Origin of the sequence: Planococcus donghaensis (genome assembly GCF_001687665.2) — a bacterium.
GTDB classification, from domain to species: Bacteria; Bacillota; Bacilli; order Bacillales_A; family Planococcaceae; genus Planococcus; species Planococcus donghaensis.
Genome location: NZ_CP016543.2, coordinates 2,395,190 through 2,420,893 on the forward strand (window position 1 = coordinate 2,395,190; position 25,704 = coordinate 2,420,893).

The window sequence follows — 25,704 nt, forward strand, 5'->3', positions numbered from 1 at the left end:
TTCCTTTAAATCAGCTTATTCACTCATTGTAGTTATGATAATAATAATTTTCACTAGTTAATGGATAATTGTTTAAAACGACCCCTAAAATAAAAGCCTTCGCCGTCGCTAAAGAATCCCTGGCTTTTTCAACACTTACTTTTTCCGATTTTCCTGTATTTACTACTAATACAGTCCCGTCACATCTGTTGGCTAAAATTTTAGCATCGGTTACAGATAAAATTGGTGGTGAATCAAAGAGCACGTAATCGTACAATCCTCGCATTTCTTCCATTAGTTCATCCAAAGTATCGGATTCTAATAGCTCAGCTGGGTTTGGGGGAATTTGTCCACTCATCAGTAAGTCCAAGTTAGGAATTCCACTAGCTTTTACTGAATGCTTTAAATTACCTTTCCCCAATAATAAATTAGATAAGCCTGTATTATTGCCTAATTGAAAGGTTCTAAATAATGTTGGACGTCGCATGTCTGCGTCAATTAACAGGACTCGTTTTCCAGTCTCCGCAAAAACAATTGCCATATTCGCAGCTGTAGTAGACTTCCCTTCTTCTTTTGAAGCCGATGTAAATAAAATAATTTTCGAAGTTAAATCAGGTATTGAGAAGTTAATATTCGTTCGAATTGTTCTATATTGTTCAGCTGCAATCGAATGTGGATTAGTACGAACCACCAATTTTCGTGGCATTAATCTTTTTGTCTTGTTCGCTGTCCGCATAACTATCCTTCTCCCATCTATCTGATAAATTTAATGGCTTCTCCATTTTCATGTTGCTATCTACAGGACTCACGATGCCTAACACTTGCAGTCCTGCCATTTCTTCAATATCCTCTTCGGATCGAACCGTCGTATTTAGTTGATCCAAGATTAACGTAATGCCAACTCCGAAAACCAATCCAACAACTGCCCCAATTGCCATATTAAAAATTGGATCTGGACGAATTGGTTTTGGATTCGCAGTCATCTCTGCTGTAGCTAATATGCTGACATTATCAACTTTCATCATTTGTTGAATTTCTTCTTGAAACACCTTTGCAATGGTATTAGCCAATAGCACGGCTTGTTCCATAGAAGAGTCTTCAACGGATACGGTAACGACTTGTGAACTTTCAATATTGGTAACCGTAATTCGCTCTGTTAGTGATTGAGCCGTTTCATCAAGTTTTAATTCTTCAATTACATTCTTTAAAATTGCTGGGCTTTTAATAATGACATTGTACGTTCCGATTAGTTGGAGATTGGTATTGATGTCAAGACTGTTAACATCTTGACTATTGACTGTGTTTTGATTGACCAAAATTTGTGTGGTCGCTTTATAAACGGGGTTCATAATGGTATAGCTCGCTACTGCAGCAAACACCACAAAAGCGAGCGTAACAAAAATAATTAAACCCTTTCTTTTGTGCATTGCTTTTAAGAATTTATTCAGATTGAATGTACTCTCCATAACTAAATCCTCCTAAGGTTCATCCTTTGTAACTAGTATATTAGAAGTTCAAGGTTAAATAAACGTTAAATAATCTAAAAATTCAAATATAAAGGAAAAACTTAGTCAGCAACACGAATGATGTAGTTCTTTAGAATTACATCATTCACTAAAAACTTAGGAAAAACAAAAAAAGCACTCGGTTTTTGCAAACCGAGTGCTTTTACTCCCATATAAACTTATAACCAAAACCACGAACTGTTTGAATAAATTCTGGATTCGCCGGGTCTTTTTCAATTTTTTTCCGTAATTTGCTAATATGCACTTTAACTGTTTGCACTTCACCTTCTGAGTAATAGCCCCATACTTGATCATATAATTGTTCAGCCGTCCAGACTCGATTGGGTGTCTGAGCTAGCAGCAACAACAACTGAAATTCTTTATGGTACAACTTTACCGCAGTCCCTCCTACATATAGTTCACGAGAATCTACATGAATATGAAGGTCTTTGTATTTTAAGATGGTCAATTGATCATCTGCGCTATTTCTCCAACCGTTTCTTCGAAGAATTGCGCGTATACGCGCATCCAACTCATTAAAATCGAAAGGCTTCGTTATATAATCATCGCCACCCGCTTCGAGCCCTTGAATCTTGTACACCAGTTCTTTGCGGTAACTGACAAATAAGATTGGCAAAGTGGTTTTCAGACGAATTCTCCTACACACTTCCAATCCATTCATCCCTGGCATTTCAACATCAAGCAAAATAAGGTCAGGCTTATCTTTTTCCAATAACTCTAATGCTTGAAACCCATCTTCTGCTTGGATAACTTCATAACCTTTTTTAAGAAGAAATAAACGTGTTAGTTCACGGATTCCTTCATCATCCTCTACAATCATGATCGTAGCAGCATTCATCTGTCTTCCTCCTTTCCTTTATTGAAAAGTTAACGGCAATACAATGATAAATTCGCTTCCTTGCCCTACTGTACTATCCGCCCATATTTGTCCGTTATGCGCCAAAATAATTTCTTTAGCAATGGCTAATCCAAGTCCGCTCCCTTTATAGTTAGCAGAACTGTTGATTTTATAAAAACGTTCAAATATATGGGGCAATGAATCTTTTTTAATTCCGCAGCCGTTATCGGCAATTCGAATAACAAGTTCTCCGTCACACTCTTCATCTAAAACGATATTATTATTATTTTTCGCTAAAATGTCTATTGCCAATGTAATCATTCCCTCCTCTGCAGAAGTATGCTTTACAGAGTTCCATAGAATATTAGAAATTACTTGGTCTAGACGATCTAAATCTATTCTTAGCAAAGACTCGTTAATGTCATCTTGGTTATCTGTCCCTAAAAATTTAAAAGCACGTCCACTTTGCGTAACGTCTGATTCCATCGATTCTATTAGCCTTGTTACCCAATTATTCATGTCGTATTCTACAAAGCGCAAAGTCATGTGACCTGACTTGTATTCGGTCAATTCGACTAGGTCCTCTGTGAGACGTTCTAGGAGCAATAATTTTTTATGAATCATATCCAAGTATCGAGGATTGTTTTCTTCAATTAAACTTTCTTTCACGGCCTGGATATAACTATGGATTAACGTTATTGGAGTTCCTAATTCATGTGAAATTGCGGATAACATTTCATTTCTAGATTTCTCAATTTCTTGGATTTCATCATTAACTGTCAACAAATTTAAGTTTGTAATTTCCAGTTCCATGGTTCGTTCTTTAACATTCCGCTCAAGAAAATAATTCAAGTTGGTGATTTCTTGCGTTAAACTGCTCGTATTCGCTAAAGTCCGGACACGGAGTAGAAACTCTTCTTTATCACAAGGCTTTAGTAAATAATCATTGGCTCCAGCTCTAAAAGCTTCCTTCTTTTCCTGAAGGCTATCAACGTTCGACAACATTAAAATGGGCAGCTCCGTCAAAGTAAATTCTATACGAATTCGTCTGCACAATTCATCACCGGTCATATCGGATAAACGTCCATCCATCACTATCAAATCCACTGGTTTATACGACAACAGGTGCATGGCTGTTTGGCCATTCTCTGCTCCTATTGCATGATAACCTTCCGATAGCAGTTGGCGAATGAGCACAATTCGATTAATTTCTTCTGAGTCGATGACAAGAACATGCAACTCTCTTTTAGTCGCATGTTGTTTTAAAATCGAATCGGCTAACTGTGGTGCGGTCATTTCCTTCGTAATGGACTCGTAATTATTTAGAAATTGTACAGCTCCATCATCTTCATATATCGGCACAGTAAAGCTAAACTGTGAGCCTGTTCCTTCTTGCGATTCAACTTTTAAATTTCCACCTTGAAGTTCAACTAAATTTTTAGTGATTTTCAACCCCATGCCCTGATTCTCCAACGTTTTTTCTTCTGTACTATTCCATTCAAATAACGTTGGTATTTTTTCTTCTTTTATACCTACTCCTGTATCTTTTACCGATATCTCTAGCTCTTTCCCCAAAACGTGAGCTGACACAACAATTTCGCCCTCGTATGTGTGCCGAATAGAATTGTCGAGCAAGTTATACAAAATTTGCTGTAAGTGATCTGCATCTGCAACTACTTTAGGCAAAGAAGACGGGATAGTATGATAAAGAGTTACTAAATCTGTTTGAATTAACGGGCGACAAAGCGCTAAAACATCATTGCATATTTTATCAACGACAAGAGCTTCAACTTGAATGCGCGAAGAAGCTTGGTTGCGCTTTGAAAAATCGAGAATGTCATTTACTAAATGGGCCATGTTTCTTCCGTTGGCCACCAAATCATTTAATTGGTTTACCATAGTAGGGGTGATTTTTCCATTAGCTGATTCTCGGATTGTTTCTGCTAGGCCAATCATGCCATAAAGAGGGGTTCGCAGGCCATTTGAAGTATATGCCAATAATTCCTCTTTTCGTTTATTAGCACTTTTGAGCGCTTCTATTTTTATCAATTGACGTTCGTTTGCTTCCCGTTCAAGTTGTTCATTTTTTTCAAGTTGCACTTTTTCCTTCGCAAACAAGGTTTTTGCCGTCAGTAAGAGAACAATATAACTGCTGAAACAAAGGAGGTATTGAACGGTTTCAACATAAGGTATAAGAGCAGCAGCAGTTAAAAAGGAAATAACGAGGATAGCGACGGACAATAATAACGCTGCAGCATATGAACTCACATAGGAAATTCTTTTATTCCAAGCATATAAAGCGATACTCAAAGATAACAATACCGCTAAGGTTACTAATACAAATAGCATGGCATTTGCAACTGGATAAGAAAAGTAAGAAAGGATCCATGATAAGAGAACATAAGCACCTGTCACCTTGGTTACTTTCGAAAGCCAAAACAATTCAAGAGCGTTTGTTAAAAGTTCTTTTGTGATTAATACAAACAGGAGACTGACTACACCGAACGTAACCAAGAGAGTTTGTCCATACCACCATTCTACATCCGGCCAAATATAGGAAAAGCTCCACCCTTTCCATGAAGAAGAAGCTACTAACACTGAAAACGCCAGGAAAATTAGGTAAAGAAAACTGACTTGGTGAGAAGATCTATACCATTTGATACACCATAAACAAAAAATAAGACATAACCCACCGATTAACCCAATTAACGCCATGGTCTGATTAGATTTTGTGTTGTAAGCTGTATGGTCCCAAATTGTTAAAGGAAGATGCATGGCTCCTTGCGACTCTACTCGCATAAAAAATGTATTTCTGCCATCGTTCGGCAAAACTAGCTTGAAAACTGGCGGATGTTTTGAATAAACACCTTCCGACTCTGACTGATCATTACTTAACTGAATAGAAGAATATTCTCCAGATGGTTCTGGAGAATAGAGGATCGCTTTATCGATAAAAGTATTTGCAAGTTCCAACAGCCATTCTTCGTTTTTCGAAGTATTTTCTACAGTAAACCTTATCCAATAAATATCCGAAGAAAATCCGCCATTTGGGACCCCTTCTTCATTTTGAACAAATTTCCAACTTTCAGGAGGTTCTACTAATTCATCGAGTTCGTATGAGCCTTCTGTATCTTTAAGAATCTGTACACTTTCGGATAAAGAAACCTTACTACTATTGTTATCCAATTGAATAATTTCTTTCGTATTTTCTGCACTACTTGTTTTTTCAGTTTCGAGAAAAAAGAATACAATCCAAAAAACACAAAAAAGCTGAATCATCATGGAAGTTTTCGGATGTAATTTCTTCATTTTCTCACCTCATATATTCAAAAAGACTTATTATTTTGGTCATATAGTAAAATTTTTCTCAGTTCTTAACATCAAGAATGAATATCACACCTTATTATTATAAAAGAGAAAGAACAAGGTATATGTAATTACGTAAGAGACCATTATTTGTATTTTAAATAGGATGTATGATTTAACAAAATCATACCATTTTTCATATTAAAAGAAAACTTATTTCGTTTCTGAAAATTCAAACACAATTTACGATCGACTTTCTTTTCACATATAATGGTAATGACAAAAAAACATGAACCAATAGGGTTCATGTCAGACTTAAATGATAGGTATTTTTTTCTTTTCGTTTCGCTTGATACATAGCTAAATCCGCTCGCTTCATCATAGTAGATATAGAGGTACCTTCATCAGGAGCCATTGTAATTCCCATACTAATTGAGATTTCAAAAGACAAGTCACACACGTTAATTGGCATTTGCATAGCCTGGTATATAGCTTCCGCTTTTGTTGTCACTTGTGCCTCATTTTCAATCTCTGTCAATAGAACCACAAATTCGTCTCCACCTAAACGGGCAGCGATATTATCTCCTTGAATGCAGCGATTTAGGCGATGCCCAAACTCTTGAATAACACCATCGCCAATTTCATGTCCCCATTGATCATTAATCTGTTTAAAATCATCTATATCTAAAATAAGAACGGCCAATCCTTTTCGACTTTGTTCATCCATATTCAACTTTTCTGTCACGTACTCCTGGAAATAACGACGGTTTGGCAATTCCGTTAACGCATCGAAATAAGCAAAATGTCTGAGTCGATTTTCGTATTCTTTTTGAGTAGAAATATCTCTTGCTACAATTACCATATGATTGAACTTTTTATCTTCTCCTAAAACAGGTGTACCAGCTACTTCTGTCCATATCCAGCCTCTATTTTTATGCAATAATCTAAGTTGCTCACGAAAAGTAGTACTATTTTTAGCAGCATAATCAAAGCTATTGCGAACCCGTTTAATATCCTCGGCATGTATTTGATAATAAGCTTCTTTTTGCACAATCGAATCTGCTTTAAAACCAAATATATTTTCAGACGATGGCGAGACATATAAGTATTGTCTATATTGATCCATCAAGACAATAACATCGTGTACGTTTTCAGCAATAATTTGAAAATTCTCTTCCCCAGCTTTGTAAAGTCCTGAGATTGCATCTAATTCCGTCATATCTTTTGCGCTCATATAAAAACCAGTAATCGTTCCTTTTACATTAATCGGGATAAACTTCACTAAACAAGATAGTAGCGCACCAGACTTCTTCACGATTTGAAGACGTATATCGTCTACTTCTCCTCTCTTTGACAATAGAAAATGTTCTTTTGCTAGTTTTTGATCTGTCCCTGTAATAAAACATACAAAGTTTTCTGCTAACAACTCTTCTTTAGAATATCCACTAATCTCTAGACTTGCAGAATTTCCTCCTATAATGCTGCCAGTAAAGTCCAAAGTGAATATGGCACTCGCATTGCTATCATACAAAGATTGATAACGTGCGCTACTTATCTCCAGTCGCTCACGAATTTTCTCACTTTCTAGCTTTGCTTGCTTTTCATTCGTAATGTCTTTTACTAAACTAACAATATGCGTGCATTTTCCCGTTTCATTATATAGCGGAGTCAACAACGTTTCCGAATACAACAATCTATTTTCTTTTGTATAAAAAGAGTCTTCATAACTCTTTTTCTCATTTGTTTTAATCACTTCTCTATATCTTTCATACAGAAAATTTGCCATCTCTTCAGGATAAACTTCACTAAATGTCTTTCCTTTAGAATCAGGAGTTAGTACAGTTTTCTCTAATACTGCCTGGTTAAAAAAATCATATGTGAAAGAACCGGCTTCATCAACTTCTACAACGAATACCATTTCTTTAATTCCTTCCATTAATATGCGCATAAATGATAATGAAGTTGCTTCTTTCTCCATAGCTTGCCTCCTGAATACATTAAAATTTCTTATTCCTTTGAATTCTCTTTTAATAGTATAACAGAGTAAACTTTCAATTGAATCTTTAGACCTGATTATTTTCATTTATATATACAATAATTAGTTTTATTGAATTAGTAAAAAACAGTTTTCTCGATTTAACTTTCGATACTTTTCTGCTATTCCACCATTTACCAATCTATTCTTCTCACAAGTTACTCTTCTGTCATTGACCTCAACTATTGTATATAATAAAACAAAAAGGGGAAAAGTTATGTGCTTAATAAACCTGCAATTCCGAAATCACCCCAGCTATAAATTAATCATCGCGGCGAATCGCGATGAATTTTATAGTCGTCCTGCTGCATCTGCTCATTTTTGGGATGATGAACCTTCCATATTGGCTGGCCGAGATTTGACGCAATTAGGGACTTGGTTAGGCGTTACAAAGCAGGGGCGCATTGCCGCTTTAACAAATTTTAGGGATCCTACAAATTTGGAAGCTGGGCCTTTGTCTAGAGGCGCTGTCGTCAAAAATTTTTTAGCTGCTACAAGTTCTCCCGAAGAATATCTTCAGTCGATTGACCCAAAGCAATATGCGGGCTTTAATCTGATTGTAGGAGATGCGGAAAAATTAGTTTACTACAACAATATTCAAAATGAATCATACGAAATACCACCTGGAACCCATGCACTTAGCAATCACTTTTTGAATACACCATGGCCTAAAGTGACAAAAGGAAAAGAAAGACTTGCTTCCTACATGGCTCAAACAGAAAAGGCGGATTTAGAAGAGCTCTTTACAATTTTGGCCAATGCAGAACATGCACCCGATACGCACCTTCCCGATAGTGGAGTTGGCTTAGATTTAGAACGAATGCTATCACCCATTTTTATAAAAACACCCGATTACGGCACACGTTCTGCGACTGTTGTTTTGGTCTCCCATGATAATACACTGACCTTTGCCGAAAGAAATTTTGATAAAGGTCAATATAAAGAAGATCATCAATTTGATTTTAAAATCAACTGATTTGCACTTAAGTTAAAACACAGCGCCAATCGGTTGATTGGCGCTGTGTTTTAACTTAGCTCTTTATACATGTAATAATGCGTATATCCTTTAGGGAAATCATCTAATTTCCCCATTTCTTTAAATCCCAATCGCTTATAAAATTCCGGTGCTTGAAAGCTGAATGTTTCTAAACGAATAAAGCGACAGCCCTTTTTGATCGCAAGTTCTTCAGCTTGCTGTATTAATTCTTGTCCTTTTCCTAACCCGCGTAACAACTCATCGACCCATAAAATATCGATAAAAAAACATTCCCAATCGATATGACCAACAAGACCTCCAAGTATATTTTCTTCCGCATCTTTTAAAATAAGGTTGATTTTTTCTTCTTCGGTATAAGCTACTTTACTTTTGTTATGTTTAATTAATTGGTACTTTATAAAACACGTTTCTTCTTCTTGATACCCAGTATGCAAGGTTAAATGAGTCATGTTAATCACCTCTTCTTTATAATTGGCGTTTCTATCTATTAGTATACCTAGCTGATGGCGTTAATTCCTAGAACCCTCTAAATTTATCGGAAGAACAGGAATGCAAGATACATAGAGAGGGTATACGTAGAAGAAGGAGTTGAAGTTGCATGAGATTAGGTTATGCCTGTATGAACACGGAATTGAAAACCGTATTTAAAACATTACGAGTAGCAACTGCAGAAGCAGAAGGTACTGATAAGATAAAAGAGCTGACGCTAAAAAATCTACACACGACACTTGAAGTCATCCATTGGAATTTGGAGCACGATATTTATTTTTACCGAGCTTCAAGTTCCATTGTCCCACTCTCTACTCATCCGATTAACGACTGGATATGGTGGGAAGATCCGGACGTATTAGCCATCACTGAAGAAATCCGGTCTTTTGTCGAAATGCACAACATGAGAATTTCTGTCCATCCTGGACAATATACAGTCATTAATTCACCAAAACCCGAAGTTGTCCGAAAATCTATTGAAGACCTTGAGTATCATGACAAACTCATTCAATTGCTCGGTGGTACTGACATTATTCTTCATACCGGTGGTGCATATGGTGATAAAGAAGTCGCAAAAAAACGCTTTGCTGATGTTTATTTAGAGTTATCACCTAGTATTCGCCAGCGATTGCGTTTAGAAAATGACGATAAGACCTACACCGTACGTGACGTTTTAGACGTTCACCATATGTGTGGTGTCCCTATCTGCTTTGATATTCATCATCACAACTGCAACAATGATGGAGAGTCTGTAGACTTTGCAGAAATCCTTAAAACTTGGCAAGGTTTTGGTAAACCAAAAGTCCATATTAGTACCGGAAAAGAAGGTTTTACAGACCTCCGCCACCACAATTTAGTGGCTGAAACTGACTTTCAAGAGCTATTACGTGTGTTAAATGGCATCGATGTTGACATTATGTTTGAAGCTAAACTAAAAGAACAATCTGTCCTTCCTTTTGTTCATCAATATACTAACAAATAAAAGAGCATCCCAAAGGATGCTCTCAAACTGTAGACAAAAGAGGTATTGGTAAAACTTGATCCAATACCTCTCCTCTTGTATACACATCTTGATAGTCTTAGATATGCCTATTTAACGTAGACACTAGCGATGGCGCGTCCACGGGGTAGACGAAGCAAGAAGACAGTTGGTTTTTCTGGCTTCTTGCGGGAGTCATCCCCAAAGCGACCAGCGCGGTTTTATGGTTTCACATACTGAGCAAATAGGATTTTTCTACAGCCTGGAGCATTCCAAAGGATGCTCTTTTATTTGGTAATTGAAGTTGTAAGATTAGGGAATTCCAATCGAAATTCGGTGCCTTTGTCCTTTTCTGATTCCACAAAGATTTGGCCGTTCATTTGACTAACAATGCTATACGTGACCATCATCCCAAGCCCCGTTCCTTTTATTTTACTTGAGAAATAAGGCTCTCCTAACCGGCGCACCTCTTCTTTTGTCATCCCAATACCTTCGTCGATTACATGAACACTTACTCTAGTAGCAGTCGATTTAATCGCAACAGCCAACTTCCCCCCGTTTGGCATCGCCTCTATCCCGTTTCGAATAATATTGACTAAGGCTTGTTGAAATTTATGACGATCCATTAAAATTTCAGCATTTCCATCCATTTCCGTAATATGCATTTCTACACCTTTTCCATTTGCATAGGGCATCATGATTTTCAATACATGTTGGACTTCACAAGAAACACTAGAAGCCTCTAGCTGACCATAGGTAGGTTTTGCATACACTAGGTAATCATCGATTAAGTCTTCTGCAGACTCGATTTCATTTAAAACCATTTCGTGAAACTCGATTTGTTTATCTCGACTATAATCGTATTCTTTCATTAATTGAACAAACCCTTTAATACTTTGAAGCGGATTTCGCAATTCATGAGAAACGGCTGCTGCAAAATGGCTAACTGTTTCCATCTTTTCATGCTTTAACAAGGAATTGTACATATATTCTTGTCGTTGTATATGTTCAATCAGTAATGCCGCCAAAGCAGTTATCGCTCCTTGATTAAGCATTAACATAAGCCAAATCCCAATGATATTTTGAATGGGATCCCCGAAAAAGAAATAGCCTGCAAACATATTAAAAAGTAGAGAAACAATCGATATGCTAAACACTAATACAACTTTCTTTGTTCGATTAATACGCATATACATCGGACGTAAAAATGGTACTGCTACTGCAATAAGCAATTGATTTAACACAGCAATATACATACCATGTCCACCAATGATAATTCGACTAATCGCCGCAACCAAAAATAAAACAGCAGAGACGATTGGTCCTCCGTAAAGCGCGCCTAAAATCATCGGCACTTGACGCAAATCAAATATATAATCTTCTGAGACAACTTGATATGGAAATGTCATACATAGAACAATTGAAATAGAAAATAGAATGGTCAAACTAAGACGGTGACTGACAAAAAAGTTTCTTTGACCTGTTGTCGTCAACATTTGATACACAATAATTGGAAAGATAATGAAGAAGATATTATTGATCATGCCGGTCATCATTGCTTCCAAATTTCCCATCTCCACTTCTTTCCATCAGTTTCTATTAGTATACAATTCCCCTTTGTTCCCTACCACCTTTTTTGTTGTCCACTTTCTACTTCTTAAAAGGATGAAGCGTGGTCTCTTTCAGCTTATTCACTAGACGTTCGCGTCTCTTTTTCATACCTGCAAGTGAAATATTTTCAATAAGTGCTAGTTCTTTTAAGCTATACTCTTTCACATAAAATGTATCTAACAACCATATTTCTTGCTCGGTTAACATGCTTACATCCAGCCAGTCTGGCAAACTTTCTTCGATTTCTTCTAGACTCTCTTCTTTCATGTCAGCACCGAGGTAACTTATCTGCTCATTTCGTTTAGCTTCCCGTTTTAATTCGTCAAGCATAGCACCTTGAATACTGCGATAGGCAAACGGTGTGAAATTTCCTTTTGTCTCATCAAATCGCTGCCACGCTTGCCATAAAGCTATATTCCCAAGTTGACGAAAACTTTCATAATCACGATAAATGTGGAGCTTGCGGATCATCGCTGAAATCATTGGTGCATATTGGTCGGCTACTTCTTCAAAATTTTTCACTGTCTTATCCTTCTGAACGTTCGTAGATTCCCGGGTCAGCTTAGAATAAGGCATAAAAATAATGAGAGCCACTCAACGATTAAGCAGTTTGGTCTGCTAAACCACCTGTTTCACGTAACTAAACAAACTGTTCAAATAGACAAGTAGTCAGAACAGTATTTATTTTCTAAAAATAGATTGTCACTGAAAGTTTGAGGTGGTAAAATTTTCATGTGTTGAGAAAGGGGAGCTTTTAATAGTGAAGAATTATGATGAAAATTTACTTGATCGATCGGTACTGTTTATAGAAAGCTATTTTGAAAAAGATAAAAAATCTCAAATCACGACAAAAAATGGCGTGTTTTATTCACGTCATTCTGTTTTGGCTTTAATCGATAAAACGTGTATGATGTTTGCCTCTACATACGAAGGCCGCGTAAAAGCAACACGCCATAACCTCAAACAACATAAAAAAACAACACTGCTCATCTCAGAAGATGGACTGGCTGCCTATCCCACTAAGTCTCCAGATCATCCAGACTGCGTATGGATTTTCAATCATCATTACCGCCTCGAAACTATCGCTCCAAACCGGACCCGTATCTTGTTTGATGAGTTCAACGTCTCGACAGAAGTTAATGTCTCCGTTGGCATCCTACAAAAACAGCGAAGCCGTATGTACGAAATGATTTATTATTATTCCAACGTGCGTGAAAAAAATAAATCTTAAAGAGATAGTAAAGACACCTCTCTTTGTGCTAGATATCTTCCAGTACAAAGAGAGGTGTCTTTTATACTTTTATGCCGCGTCATCACCTAATAATAAAAATGCAATTTCAATAGCCCAGTTGTTTAAATCTTCTTCTGCCTCAAAGTCGCTTACATAAAATTCAAAACGGCCGTTCCAAATTTCTGCATCCCCTTCCCAACGTTTGTCGATCTCTAGTCCTTCCTGCACCGCCCATTGCTCTAAGGCCGCAAGTGATTTATCCAAATTCTCAGGATGACCTTTGTGCATTGCGGTTACATAAGAGCCTCCCGGTATATACCCGACAACTACCCGTCGATCTCCCGCAACCATGCGCTTGACCGGTACACCGACTTCCATTTTGTACTTCCCTTCAAAATCCCCCATACACCAATAGCGAAAAAATGGTGCACCTGCTGGTTTGGTACCTTGCATTTTCAACCATTCAAACAATTCCCCTACAAGTCCATTGACCTCTTCCCATTCTGATAGGCCTGCTAGAATAGAAATTCCTACATAAGGTTGCTCTGTCCGTTCTTCAACAAATGGCTCCGTAATGTATTTCTTTAGCATCCGACCCTCTCCTCTTTGAACGACTAAAGGCACCACTTTCTCTTCTATACCCGCTAGAGTAGCTTTGTTAATCGCTTAGTAAGAAATAACTAGTTCTAAATGTTAAAGAAATTTACGAACCTTCACTAAATATGTGATAAATCCAAGACATTCAAATTGACTTTACCTATTTTTTTATATAATCTAAAACGGCTGACCAATCAGTCACTTTTAGTGACTACTTAGTTTTAGGAGGATCTAATGGATAAAAAAACAGAGTTGATGAAACATGCGGTACGACTATTTTCTTTAAAAGGTTTCCACCAAACTTCTGTGCAGGAAATAGCAGATGCTACTGGAATTTCAAAAGGTGCTTTCTACAAACATTTCGATTCTAAGGAAATTCTCTTTGTTCATGTGTTAAAGCTACATCATCAAGAAATCATGACCGAAATTTCGAATTCACAAGCTAGTTTCGCGGATGATAGCAAAGATATTTTCAAGAAAAAATTAGCAATTGAAATAGAACGCACACTTTCCAATCATGAGTTTTTTATGATGGTATTTAAAGATTTCACACTCACTGAAAGCGAAACACTTAAAGACGTTTTTATGGAATTGAGACAGTCCACCATTACGCTACATAAAACTATTTTACTAGACACTTATGGAGCAAGTATCGACCCGTTCCTCCCTGATTTAGTCGCAATTCTAGAAGGGTTGATGCAACAATACATTTTCGTGCTGGTATTTGAAAAAAAACAAGTATCTATCTCTAAACTTGTTAATTTCATTACCACTACGATTGATGCAGTGGTAAATAATTTAGATTGCATGGAGCCGGTTTTAACTGATGCTTATTCTCCAGCGTCAACCATCGCAGAAGGATTTCAACAACTTACTAAAAAAATTAAAGCTTCCGAAACACATCAAGAAAAACTATTGGCCACTCTGGAATTACTAAAAGAACAAGTCGAACAAGAAAATCCTCAAGAATTTTTAATTGAAGCTTTATTGGTTTACTTAAAGCAGTTTGCGTTTATTAAAAACGAAGTCATTTATTTAGAAAACTTTCTATAAAAAGGAGCAATTTACTTGAAACAAGTCATTAATTTTTCACTAAATAACAAATTTGCGATTTGGATTTTAACGATCATGGTCGTAGTGGCTGGTTTATATGCCGGCTTGACCATGAAACAAGAATCCATCCCAAGCATCACCCTTCCTGCAGTTACAGTCGTTACTGTATATCCAGGGGCAGCACCTGATGAAATTATGGAAGAAGTTACAGTTCCTATGGAACAACGAATTCAAAACATGAATGGTGTGGAATTAGTGACATCCACTTCAATGGCTAATGCTTCAACTATTCAAGTCCAATATGACTTTGAAGTAGACATGGACCAAGCAACTCGTGATTTGGAAGATGCTTTATCGAAAGTCCCCCTTCCTGAGGCCGCAAATGATCCTCAAGTTTCTCGTCTAAGTTTAGATGCCTTTCCAGTCTTGACGTTAAGCATTAGTAATTCGGAAAGTTCACTAGAAGAACTAACAGATACAGTGGAAAACAATGTCTTGCCTGCGCTTGAAGGTGTACCTGGTTTGTCAGAAGCCCAAGTTTCTGGACAGCGTGTTCAAAAAGTCACCATGACTTTTGATCAGCAAGCCTTAACGCAATACGGTTTAACTGAAGACACCATTCAACAAATCATTAAAGGGTCCAATTTGACATTCCCATTAGGGTTAACAAATTTTGATGGCGAATTGAAAAATTTAGTTATTGATGGAGATATCACTTCTGTTGAGGATTTGAAAAGCTTACAAATTCCAGCCATCCCTCAAGCTGCAGCTCCGACTCCAACTGAAGCACCCGGCGCACCACAAGCACAACCACCTGTTGCTGCACCGACTGCGATTCCGACGATTGCACTGAGTGAATTAGCGGACATCCAAGTTGTTAGTGAAGCCGAGTCCATTTCACGGACTAATGGTGAAGAGGCAATTAGTATTTCCATTATCAAGTCCCCCGATGCGAATACTGTTGAAGTCGTAAATGGCGTGCAAGAAATCGTTGCCGATATGGCAGACGAATACAATTTGATCGTTTCTTCTTCATTCGACCAAGGAGAACCAATCGAAAAATCGGTTGAAACAATGCTTAGCAAAGCCTTATTCGGTATTTTATTTGCAGTCGTAATCATTTTGTTATTCCTACGTAGCTTCAAAACAACATTAATTTCGATCATCTCAATCCCGTTATCGTTATTAATGGCGATTTTCTTATTAAACCAAATGGATATTACGTTAAATATTATGACACTTGGTGCATTAACGGTGGCCATCGGTCGTGTGATTGATGACTCGATTGTTGTCATTGAAAATATTTATCGTCGTATGGCCTTACCTGGCGAAAAATTACGCGGCAAAGCCTTAATACGTGAAGCGACACGCGAAATGTTCTTACCGATTTTTTCTTCTACTGTGGTTACAATCGCAGTGTTCTTGCCACTCGCGCTTGTTAGCGGACAAATCGGAGAATTATTTTTACCATTTGCATTAGCAGTTGTTTTTGCACTGTCAGCTTCTCTATTAGTCGCTGTTACGATTGTGCCAATGATGGCACATTTAATGTATCGCAAACAATTAACGAATATGGATACTGTTACATCCACGCACAAAGAACACAAACCAGGAAAAATGGCCGCAAGCTATAAAAGGATTTTGGAATGGTCATTAAATCATAAGATCATTACTTTTGGTGGAGCTTCGCTCGTACTTGTCGCTAGTTTATTCTTAATACCAATCATCGGTGTAAGTTTCTTACCTGAAGAAGAACAGAAGATGGTTATGGCTACTTATAGCCCAGAACCCGGTCAAACACTCGAAGATGTAGAAGCTATCGCACTTGAAGCAGAATCTGCTATTAGCGATCGTGACGGCGTGACGTCTTATCAATATTCGCTTGGTGGAGATAATCCAATGTCCGGAATGGGCAGCGGTGGAAATAACTCCGCATTGTTCTATATTGAATACGATGATGATTTTGAAGACTTTGGTGATGAAAGTACGAAATTAATCGAAGACTTGAACAGCTCAACAGAATTTGGCGAATGGGCGAGCATGGACTTTGCACCTACTGGCGGAAACGGCTTAGAATTATTCGTCTATGGGGATAATGTTGAAGATATTCAATCGGCAATCAAAGAAATCCAGCCATTCATGGAAGATAACGATGGCCTAGAAAACACAGAATCTAGTTTGACGGATGCTTATGACCAATTCACATTAGTCGCAAATCAACAAAGTTTAAGTGAAAACGGTCTAACTGCCGCACAAATTGGCATGGCTTTAAGTAATGTCGGTGATGCGCCCGTCTTAACGACCGTTACTTATGAAGACAAAGACATTAACGTGTATATCGAAACAGCAGAAACCGAATACGCTGGAATCGAGGATGTTACTGCTGTCGAAATCCCAACAGCTCTTGGAACTTCTGTTAAAGTCAGCGATGTAATGACTGTAGAAGAAGGTAAATCTCCAGACACCATCAATCGCAGAGACGGTCAAATGTTTGCTTCTCTGACGGCAGATGTTCTAGGCAATAACGCTGCTGAAATTACTGCTGAAATTGATGAGCAAATTGCTGAACTTGATTTGCCAACTGGTGTTACAACAGATCACGGTGGTGTCACAGAACAAATTAATGAATCGTTTACGCAACTTGGTTTAGCCATGCTTGCAGCGATTGCTATTGTTTACTTTGTACTAGTTGTCACATTTGGTGGCGCATTAGCACCGTTCTCCATTTTGTTCTCACTACCATTCACAGTGATTGGTGTTCTTGTCGCATTGTGGATTACTGGTGAAGCGTTGAGTGTGAACGCATTGATTGGTGTGTTGATGTTGATCGGTATCGTTGTCACAAACGCGATCGTCTTGATTGACCGAGTGATTCATATGGAAGACGCTGGACTCAGCACTCGTGAAGCACTTCTTGAAGGCGGTGTGACTCGCTTGCGTCCTATCTTGATGACTGCTTTAGCTACAATCGGTGCATTAATCCCTCTTGCTCTTGGTGTCGAAGGCGGCGGCGGCGGATTGATTTCGCAAGGTCTCGGCATTACTGTAATCGGCGGGTTAATCAGTTCGACTTTATTAACATTGGTCATCGTACCAATTGTTTACGAAGTCGTAGCGAAATTCCGCAAGAAAAAAAAAAATTAATTTAAAACAGGCAGCTCACGCGGATGAGCTGCCTGTTTTTTCATACCTATTTTTAGCTAAGCGCACCTGAATTGGTCAAAAGCGCACCTCAACTGGCAAAGTCCGCACCTCGCAGCGCGATAACCGCACCCCAATCAGCAAAGTCCGCACCTCACGACGTAATAACCGCACCTCACGAATAAAAGCCTGTCCAGTTAAACTGAACAGGCTTCCTCTTTATTGTTTCTTCAAGTATTCCAATACCGATTCATCAATCAATGCTTCTTCTGACCAATGATCGTCAAAATTTTCGCGGAGACAAAACGTTTTCAATGCCTCTTTTACTTCCGAGTCATAACTGCTGTGATCTACAGATGCCAATAAATCAAGCTTGACCAGTTGCTCAACAATCACCATCAGTACGTCTTCTTTAATAGGTAACTTTTCTGCTGACGGCGCAGCATACATTTTATGAAGCTCATACAACCGCTGTAACTCTTTAATTGGTTCTGGGTGATCGTCGACACGTAAATCTACTTTCACATCGTTGTAGCCACCGTATCCCGCCTCTTTTTGCAAAACATAAACCGCAGCAGACTGTTTGCCTCTGCTGTCGCCTCCGGCATGTTGAGCCGCTGATATGGCTTGCAGCAAGCGTTCAGCAAGTGGACCTGATGATTCTTCAAATGTTTTACTCATTTCGCTGACTGTTTTCTCACTGACGAGAATATTGCCTTGGCATGAGTGGTGTTTCCCTATTTTATGTCCTGCCCAATCGTAGCATTCGTGACCGGTGAAGGCACTTGCTTCGCCATCTGCATTAATGACAGCCACTTGACGCAAACTTCTGCCTGGATCATCAGCAATCAATTTATCAATCACTGCCTCAGGCGATAAACCTTTTTCCAATAACGCTAGTCCTTCTGGTCCGTAAGCCGTATTGGCCCACGATTGCGTGGCAACTGCCCCGACACCTGCTTTAGCCCATGGTACGACTGAACCAACCGCCAAAAATTTTGATTGTACCGCCACGCCCACTTCTCCCGTAGCCGGGTCCGCAGCAACAATTGAAAATGTCGCCACCAATTGGTCTTTTTTCACTTTGTTGTTCATGTATATGCCCCCCTTTCTTCTACTGTAATTCAATCAAGCAAAACTTTCCTGTTTCACAAATCGTATTTACAAAAAACCTGTAGAAATCCTAAAGGATTTCTACAGGTTTCAGCTTGTAGACAAAAGAATACTTACTCATTTTTTTGTATGCAGATGGGATTCTCCGCCCCCAGTGGACGCTTTCCGCGGACTCCGCGCTGAGCCTCCTCGTCGCAAGCTCCTGCGGGGTCTCATCACTTCGTTTTTCCGCTGGAGTCGCCACTGGCTGCTCCGAATCCTTTAGTGAGTAGAGAAAAATCTTTCCATAAGTTACTTTTAATATGAAGCGTCTTAAAGGATCTCACTTTATTTGTAGCAAGAAGCCTTCAACTGGGCTGGTCCACGGAGACTCCTGTGGGACAGCGAAAGCTGAAGACCCCGCAGGAACGTCAGTGACGAGGAGGCTGAAGCTGAGCCCACGGAAAGCGAAGTGGCCAGCCCAGTTGAAGAGTATGCATCACTATTTAGTTTAATAAACTTTGTCTACAGTCTGAAACCTGTAAAAATCCTAAAGGATTTCCACAGGTTTTTCATTTTTCTTGGATTGGCGATTGAGCGCGCTCGTTCTGTATTTCTTTTTATCCGTTTTTGATAATGCCTTGTACTCTTCTAAGAAAGTTTCGTATTTGGCAATGACATCTTTTGTGGGGCCATATTCTTTAACGACGCCAAATTCCAGCCATAAAATCTGATCACAGAACTTTTTCATTTGCGCAATGGAGTGACTAACAAAAAACATCGTTTTTCCTTTTTTCTTAAACTCCATCATTTTGTCTAAGCTTTTTTCAGAAAAGGCTTTATCGCCTACTGATAAGGCTTCATCTACGATTAAAATATCGGGATTCACACGTACCGAAATCGAAAAGCCTAAACGTGATTTCATCCCACTGGAATATGTTTTTACCGGCTGATCAATAAATTTTTCCAGCTCCGCAAATTCGATAATTTCATCTTCCATTTCAGAAATCTCTTTTTGAGAAAAACCAAGCATCAACAATTTGAGCTCAATGTTTTCACGACCTGACAACTTGCCATCTAGTCCTGCGTTTACTGCGATTAAAGCTACGTCACCGTTGCTTGTCACATCACCATTAGTTGAAGGAATAACACCTGCAATAATGTTCGCTAAAGTCGATTTCCCAGATCCGTTAATGCCAACAAGTCCGACAATCGATCCCTCTTCCACCGTGAAAGAAACATTTTGCAAAGCATAAAAATTCTCCCCATAGTCTTTATAAGGAACTAACAAATCAAGAAGTCGTTCAGATTTTTTCTTATATAATTTATAACGTTTTGAGACATTTTTCACTTCTACTGAATTAACCAAGATTTTCACATCCCATTTTATAAGAAGTCAATAAACTGACTTCTGAATTTCACGTGAAGATAAGAACCGACAAGGAATGTTAATGCGACGACTCCAACAAAATAAAGGGTATACGTTGGATTTTCAACAAAGTACCAGCCTTCGCCAAGTAGTGAATAACGATACCCTTCTATAACGTAATAGAAAGGATTGATTTTCAAGAACACTTGCCATGACTCTGGCAGCAACGTTGGCGGCCATAAAATCGGCGATAAATACAGCAGCATGCGCATAACTGATTGCAGCAGCATTTGCACGTCTCTAACAATAGTTGCCAGCGTCGATGTAATGAGCGAAAGGCTGAATAAGAAAACAAGAAGCCCGATGATATAAATCGGCAACTGCAAGTAATAAATGGAAACCGGAAAGCCAATAAATTGCAATACCAACATGCCGATAGCTAATAAAATCAGATGCGGATAGAACTGTGCAAAAATAGTATAATTTGGAATGACACTCATTGGGAAATTCATCTTGGCTAGCATCCTAATCTTGGTGTAAATCGACTTAGAAGCTTTCATGACACTACCGTTGATAAAGAACCATACGAGTATTCCAGCAAACATCCATTGGAAATAAGGAATATCACCAATTGCTTCCCGCTGCCTAATTCCAAATCCGAAAACAAACCAATAAATCATAATTTGGATAGCAGGGTTAATAATCTCCCAAGCTGCACCTAAATAATTTCCTCTTGTTAAGCTCCGTAATTCATAAACAGACAGTCGATTAATTAAATAAGAGAATTTCACTTGCTCTTTAAGAACTTTTATCGCTGATTTCATAGGTATCCTCACTTAATCACTTTTTATCTTATAGACTAACTTGCATCAATTACTTTAAAAAGGTGTTTACCACACGCTCCGTCGCTCGTCCGTCTTCAAGAGAAGAAAAGCGTTTTTTAAACTCAGCGAAAGCTTGATTTGATTGGACATCAACGTCTTTCAACTCACTAATTGCTTGAAACAATTCGTTTTCTGTTTGGACAATCGGACCAGGTGCCTCTTTTTCAATATCGATATAAAAACCACGCAATTGATCACGATAGTTTTCCAAATCGTACATAAAGAAGATAATTGGACGATTTAAATTGGCATAATCGAAAAACACCGAAGAATAATCTGTAATCAACATATCCGATGCCAAATACAAATCACGAATATCGGGGTAACGCGACACATCATAAACGATTCCCTCATACGCTGAGAAATCAAAGTTTTCAGCAACTAAGTAATGCATACGGGACAAGAGCACCCAGTCTTCACCGAATTCTCTTTCCCAGTTTTTCAAGTCAAATTGGAATTCAAATTTATACTTACCTTTTTGGTAAAATTCATTATCTCTCCAAGTAGGAGCATATAACATTATTTTCTTATGCTCAGTAATTCCTAAATCTTTCTTCAAATTGCTGATCAAAGTAGGCGAACTGTTGCTTAAAATATCGTTACGAGGATACCCCGATTCAATCACGTTTCCACTATAGTGGAAAGCACGTTTAAAAATGTCGGATGAATAGGCGTTAGGAGAAATCAAATAATCCCACTTCTCCGACTCCAACACGAAATTCTTTTTATAGGAATCTGTTTGGGTATTCGGCATATGAACTTCTTCTATATCTAGTCCAAGTTTTTTCAAAGGCGTACCATGCCAAGTTTGCAAGTATACGGTTCCTTTAGGTTTTGGCATCCATAAAGGCAACCTAACATTGTTTACCCAGTATTCCGCTCTTGGGAACGTCCAGAACCAGTTTAACGTAAACCTTTGAATATAAGGGACATTAAATTCTTCAAAAAGCTTCTTTGCACTTTTGTCGACACTCCATATAAGCGTATAGTCCGGGTGATGCTCTTTCATATATTCATATATAGCACGCGGATTATCACTAAATTGCTTGGCATGAAAACTTTCAAATACGACCAACTTTTTCTTTTTTGGAAGTTTTCCTAGCACAACAAAAACTGCGCGAAAAGCTCTTCTTGTATAATTACTATCTTTTAACTTTTTTATTTTTTGGATGAAACTCAAATTTTTCACCTAACTTCTTTCTAGTTAAATGGAGTGGACAAAATCTATTATTCTAAATAGCATCCAATCTCTTTTTATTTTATACTAACTATAAGCGTTTCTGCGGAACTTATGAATGCAACTTTTCTTCTATAAAGGCGTCTAATCACTCATACTTCTCCCATATTTCCAATAGCTATTACACATGATAACATATAAGATGGTATCATAGCATATTGTGAAAAAATCGAAAATAAGCATTTTTGGAGTGAATACATATATGAAGAAAGTAATAACTTACGGAACCTTTGACTTGATTCATCATGGGCATATAAACATTTTGAAACGAGCAAAAGAAAACGGAGATTATTTAATCGTCGGCTTATCCACCGATGAGTTTAATGCGATTAAAGGCAAAGCTGCCTATCACTCCTACGAAGAGCGAAAACTTATACTAGAAGCTATCAAATACGTTGATGAAGTGATTCCTGAAAGCAACTGGGGCCAAAAGGTGTCGGACATCACAAATAACAAGGTTGACTTATTTGTGATGGGATCTGATTGGGAAGGCAAATTTGACGAACTGATGGACTATTGTGAGGTTATTTATTTGCCGCGAACAGAAGGCATTTCAACTACTAAAATCAAGACAGATCTTTTTAATCGCAAATGATCAAAGAATTTGGAATTTCCATCTACCTCTTTCTGTTTAAAGTCCTGTTTGCCCTGTTCAAACTATTCCCGCTAAAAAACAAAACGGTCTTTCTTTCTTCTTTTGGTGATAATGCATTTTTTATTGCGAATGAGCTATCACAATCACAGAAACACCAAATGATTTTTATCAACCAAGCCAAATGCAAACTCGATTTCACTACCATTCCAACAGACAATAAAAAAATCTATAGCTTTGAAACATCCAATATTTTAGATACTTTTTTATCCATCTATCATTTGGCCACTTCAAAATATGTGTTTGTAGATAATTATGCCGGTGTTCTTTCCGTCATTAAATTTCGACAGGAAGTAAAATGCATACAATTATGGCATGCAGCTGGCGCTATTAAGAAATTCGGCTGGAGCGATCCTGAAACTTCGGCAAGAAGTGAACGAGCAAAGTTGAGATTTCAACAAGTGTATGATCGTTTCCAGTACATTCCTGTAGGTTCTCAACAGATGGCAGATATTTTTTCTGAATCTTTCCATGTGGATCAAAGTCACTTTATCCATACTGGCGTTCCACAAACAGATTTTTACTTTGATCCTGTCGCTAAAGAACAAGCACATACTAGATTGCAAAACTTTTACCCTGCCATTACTGGCAAAAAAGTTGTGTTGTATGCTCCTACTTTCCGTAAAAATTCGCTGAATAGTATGGAGCTCCAGTTGAATGTAGAAGAGCTTCTAGAAAGGTTAGACGAGCAGTACGTAGTATTGATTCGCCTTCACCCTTCTGTTCACGAGGTCACCAACTTTACTGAGCACCCACGTGTTTTGTTAGTAACTGATTACCCACACCTTAGCGAATTGCTTATTATTAGTGATATTTTAATTACAGATTATTCATCTATCCCGGTGGAATTTTCATTACTTGAGAAAAAAATGATTTTCTTCACATATGACCTTGAAGAGTATGGGAAAACGCAAGGCATATGGGCGGAAAATAGTCTATACTTCCCCGGTCCAATTGTAAAGACCACAAGCGAAGTACTTGATCACATTTTAGATCCGTCAATTGACTATGAAAAAATCGATCAATTCCGCAAGCATTGGAATACGTATTCGACAGGTACGAGCACTTCTCAACTAATTACCGTAATTTACGACCCCAATGACCTATAATTCAATTACCAGCAGTTCCTTAGATGGGATTGCTGGTTTTTTATTTTAAACTAAGTCGTTCATTTAAATTAATGTAAATTCACTATATTATTTCAAAATATTCAGTCATTAATAAGGCGAATCGACTAATTTTGTGGTATATTAAAAGTATAAAACTCACATTTCCCCTCCATATTGCCCCCTCTCCTATACATACGCTGACGCAATTTCAGCGCACTAACCAAAGGGGTGAGAAAGGTGCTTTCTTCAAAATGGGTAAAAGTCACAGCAGCGTTGCTTCTAATCTTATTTACCGTTTTTTCTTTCTCTAGTCAGTCACAAGCAGCAAGTTCCACATATATCTCAAAAGGCAATACAACGAGTAAAGTGGTTGCTCTTACGTTTGATGATGGTTCAGACGGTACTAACATTAACAAAATTTTAGATGTCTTGTCTGCCAACAAAGTAGATGCTACGTTTTTTTTAACAGGGTCTGGCGCGAAAAACCATCCTTCATGGATCAAAAATATTTCAGCTAAAGGTCACCAACTTGGCAACCACTCTTATTCACATCCTGACTTCACAAAACTGTCAGCTGCCAAAATCAAAAGTGAGCTTGATACGACAGAAGCAACGATTAAAGACATTACTGGACAAACAACCAAACCAATTTTCAGAGCTCCATTTGGGGCATCTAATTCAGCTGTTTTAAAAGCTGTTGGGGATGCTGGATACTCTCACACCATTCAATGGAACATTGACACTGTCGATTGGAAAGGCGTTTCTTCCACACAAATCACCAATAAAGTTATGGATAATATTGTGCCTGGATCTATTGTGTTAATGCATACAGGTGCAGGAGCCTCCGGAACTCCAGGAGCTTTGCCTAGCATGATTAGCAAATTGAAAGCAAAAGGATACACATTTGTTACTGTGTCCGAATTATTGAATTTACCTTCCACTCCTGTCAGCGGTACTAAATATACAGTTAAAGCTGGCGACACCCTTTACGGCATCGCGAGAAAATTCAATGTCACTGTTTCTGAACTGGCTAAAGCCAATAACATCACCAACTATAACTTGATCCATGTCGGTCAAGTACTTACCATTCCAGGAAAAACCACACCCCCTCCGGCTACAGCTGTTAAATACACAGTTAAAGCTGGTGATACGCTTTACGGCATCGCCAGAAAATACAATGTTACGGTCTCAGCATTGGCTAAAGCCAATAACATTACTAACTACAACTTGATCCATGTGGGTCAGGTCTTAACGATTCCAGGAAAAACTACACCTCCTCCAGCTACGTCTATTAACTACACGGTTAAAGCTGGTGACACGCTTTACGGCATTGCACGAAAATACAACACCACAGTTGCTAAAATAGCCGCTGCCAATAATATTTCGAATGTCGATGCAATTCGCGTAGGTCAAGTGTTAGTAATTCCACAATAATTTTTCTCTACGCATTTAAAGAAGCTGGAAGTTATTTCTTCAGCTTCTTTTTCGTGTTTACTAATTTCTTCAAATTTCAAGTTATATGAATATTTATACCTATATTATAAAATTAAAGCCAAATCTATAATAGTATAGATATTCC

21 protein-coding genes are annotated in these 25,704 nt (G+C 38.1%); 8 read left to right on the forward strand and 13 right to left on the reverse strand.

The annotated features are described in order from the left end of the window. Positions 1 to 19 precede the first annotated feature (19 nt). The 5 genes from BCM40_RS12005 to BCM40_RS12025 form a co-directional block, all read right to left on the reverse strand. Positions 20 to 715 carry a CpsD/CapB family tyrosine-protein kinase gene (locus BCM40_RS12005; protein ID WP_065525709.1) on the reverse strand — a complete coding sequence of 232 codons (696 nt, stop codon included), beginning with the start codon at positions 713 to 715 and terminating at the stop codon, positions 20 to 22. Then, complete coding sequence (locus BCM40_RS12010) at positions 657 to 1,445, reverse strand: YveK family protein (RefSeq protein ID WP_065525708.1); 789 nt, start codon at positions 1,443 to 1,445, stop codon at positions 657 to 659. The genes BCM40_RS12005 and BCM40_RS12010 overlap by 59 nt, the downstream gene beginning before the upstream one ends. A 202-nt stretch (positions 1,446 to 1,647) precedes the next feature. Beyond that, positions 1,648 to 2,343 (reverse strand): response regulator transcription factor, encoded by a 696-nt coding sequence (locus BCM40_RS12015; RefSeq protein WP_065525707.1) that lies wholly within the window; start codon positions 2,341 to 2,343, stop codon positions 1,648 to 1,650. A gap of 18 nt (positions 2,344 to 2,361) precedes the next feature. After that, positions 2,362 to 5,652, reverse strand: a complete 3,291-nt coding sequence (locus BCM40_RS12020; protein ID WP_065525706.1) for an ATP-binding protein — start codon at positions 5,650 to 5,652, stop codon at positions 2,362 to 2,364. A 301-nt stretch (positions 5,653 to 5,953) separates the two neighbouring features. Next, entirely contained in the window at positions 5,954 to 7,627 is a 1,674-nt protein-coding gene (locus BCM40_RS12025; protein ID WP_065525705.1) for a sensor domain-containing protein, read from the reverse strand. A gap of 274 nt (positions 7,628 to 7,901) precedes the next feature. On the opposite strand from BCM40_RS12025, the gene BCM40_RS12030 reads away from it, so the two are divergent. Next, entirely contained in the window at positions 7,902 to 8,660 is a 759-nt protein-coding gene (locus tag BCM40_RS12030; protein ID WP_065525704.1) for an NRDE family protein, read from the forward strand. A 50-nt stretch (positions 8,661 to 8,710) separates the two neighbouring features. On the opposite strand, the gene BCM40_RS12035 is transcribed toward BCM40_RS12030, so the two are convergent. Then, a complete protein-coding gene (locus tag BCM40_RS12035) occupies positions 8,711 to 9,130 on the reverse strand; it encodes a GNAT family N-acetyltransferase (RefSeq protein ID WP_065525703.1) in 420 nt (139 codons plus the stop codon). A 149-nt stretch (positions 9,131 to 9,279) separates the two neighbouring features. On the opposite strand from BCM40_RS12035, the gene uvsE reads away from it, so the two are divergent. Further along, complete coding sequence (gene uvsE, locus BCM40_RS12040) at positions 9,280 to 10,152, forward strand: UV DNA damage repair endonuclease UvsE (RefSeq protein WP_065525702.1); 873 nt, start codon at positions 9,280 to 9,282, stop codon at positions 10,150 to 10,152. A 284-nt stretch (positions 10,153 to 10,436) separates the two neighbouring features. On the opposite strand, the gene BCM40_RS12045 is transcribed toward uvsE, so the two are convergent. Both BCM40_RS12045 and BCM40_RS12050 read right to left on the reverse strand, forming a co-directional pair. Beyond that, positions 10,437 to 11,705 carry a sensor histidine kinase gene (locus tag BCM40_RS12045; RefSeq protein WP_238323782.1) on the reverse strand — a complete coding sequence of 423 codons (1,269 nt, stop codon included), beginning with the start codon at positions 11,703 to 11,705 and terminating at the stop codon, positions 10,437 to 10,439. Positions 11,706 to 11,799: 94 nt separating this feature from the next. Next, a complete protein-coding gene (locus tag BCM40_RS12050; RefSeq protein WP_065525700.1) occupies positions 11,800 to 12,282 on the reverse strand; it encodes a sigma-70 family RNA polymerase sigma factor in 483 nt (160 codons plus the stop codon). Between the two features lie 238 nt (positions 12,283 to 12,520). Here BCM40_RS12050 and BCM40_RS12055 point away from each other — a divergent pair, with 238 nt between their 5' ends. Next, entirely contained in the window at positions 12,521 to 12,991 is a 471-nt protein-coding gene (locus BCM40_RS12055) for a competence protein ComK (protein ID WP_065525699.1), read from the forward strand. A 69-nt stretch (positions 12,992 to 13,060) separates the two neighbouring features. Here BCM40_RS12055 and BCM40_RS12060 read toward each other — a convergent pair whose 3' ends face one another. Further along, the gene (locus tag BCM40_RS12060) at positions 13,061 to 13,582 is read right to left on the reverse strand and encodes a GyrI-like domain-containing protein (RefSeq protein ID WP_065525698.1); all 522 of its coding nucleotides are present in this window, start codon (positions 13,580 to 13,582) and stop codon (positions 13,061 to 13,063) included. 240 nt (positions 13,583 to 13,822) lie between these two features. Between BCM40_RS12060 and BCM40_RS12065 the strand changes: the two genes are divergently transcribed. Both BCM40_RS12065 and BCM40_RS12070 read left to right on the forward strand, forming a co-directional pair. Then, a complete protein-coding gene (locus BCM40_RS12065; protein ID WP_065525697.1) occupies positions 13,823 to 14,641 on the forward strand; it encodes a TetR/AcrR family transcriptional regulator in 819 nt (272 codons plus the stop codon). 15 nt (positions 14,642 to 14,656) lie between these two features. Then, positions 14,657 to 17,785: an efflux RND transporter permease subunit gene (locus tag BCM40_RS12070; protein WP_065525696.1), complete on the forward strand. Its 3,129-nt coding sequence runs from the start codon at positions 14,657 to 14,659 to the stop codon at positions 17,783 to 17,785. 216 nt (positions 17,786 to 18,001) lie between these two features. Here the strand turns inward: BCM40_RS12070 and BCM40_RS12075 are convergent, their stop codons facing one another. The 4 genes from BCM40_RS12075 to BCM40_RS12090 all read right to left on the reverse strand — a co-directional run bounded on the left by BCM40_RS12075 (position 18,002) and on the right by BCM40_RS12090 (position 22,316). Further along, positions 18,002 to 18,877, reverse strand: coding sequence for a DUF1028 domain-containing protein (locus BCM40_RS12075; protein ID WP_065525695.1), 876 nt, complete (start codon positions 18,875 to 18,877; stop codon positions 18,002 to 18,004). Between the two features lie 547 nt (positions 18,878 to 19,424). Further along, positions 19,425 to 20,243 (reverse strand): teichoic acids export ABC transporter ATP-binding subunit TagH, encoded by an 819-nt coding sequence (gene tagH, locus BCM40_RS12080; protein WP_065525694.1) that lies wholly within the window; start codon positions 20,241 to 20,243, stop codon positions 19,425 to 19,427. A gap of 17 nt (positions 20,244 to 20,260) precedes the next feature. After that, the gene (locus BCM40_RS12085; RefSeq protein WP_065525693.1) at positions 20,261 to 21,067 is read right to left on the reverse strand and encodes an ABC transporter permease; all 807 of its coding nucleotides are present in this window, start codon (positions 21,065 to 21,067) and stop codon (positions 20,261 to 20,263) included. A gap of 49 nt (positions 21,068 to 21,116) precedes the next feature. Next, the gene (locus tag BCM40_RS12090; protein ID WP_238323725.1) at positions 21,117 to 22,316 is read right to left on the reverse strand and encodes a CDP-glycerol glycerophosphotransferase family protein; all 1,200 of its coding nucleotides are present in this window, start codon (positions 22,314 to 22,316) and stop codon (positions 21,117 to 21,119) included. Positions 22,317 to 22,566: 250 nt separating this feature from the next. Between BCM40_RS12090 and tagD the strand changes: the two genes are divergently transcribed. The 3 genes from tagD to BCM40_RS12105 all read left to right on the forward strand — a co-directional run bounded on the left by tagD (position 22,567) and on the right by BCM40_RS12105 (position 25,559). Further along, positions 22,567 to 22,959: a glycerol-3-phosphate cytidylyltransferase gene (gene tagD / locus BCM40_RS12095; protein ID WP_065525692.1), complete on the forward strand. Its 393-nt coding sequence runs from the start codon at positions 22,567 to 22,569 to the stop codon at positions 22,957 to 22,959. After that, entirely contained in the window at positions 22,956 to 24,125 is a 1,170-nt protein-coding gene (locus tag BCM40_RS12100; RefSeq protein WP_065525691.1) for a CDP-glycerol glycerophosphotransferase family protein, read from the forward strand. The genes tagD and BCM40_RS12100 overlap by 4 nt, the downstream gene beginning before the upstream one ends. A 237-nt stretch (positions 24,126 to 24,362) precedes the next feature. Further along, complete coding sequence (locus BCM40_RS12105) at positions 24,363 to 25,559, forward strand: LysM peptidoglycan-binding domain-containing protein (RefSeq protein ID WP_065525690.1); 1,197 nt, start codon at positions 24,363 to 24,365, stop codon at positions 25,557 to 25,559. Positions 25,560 to 25,704 lie beyond the last annotated feature (145 nt).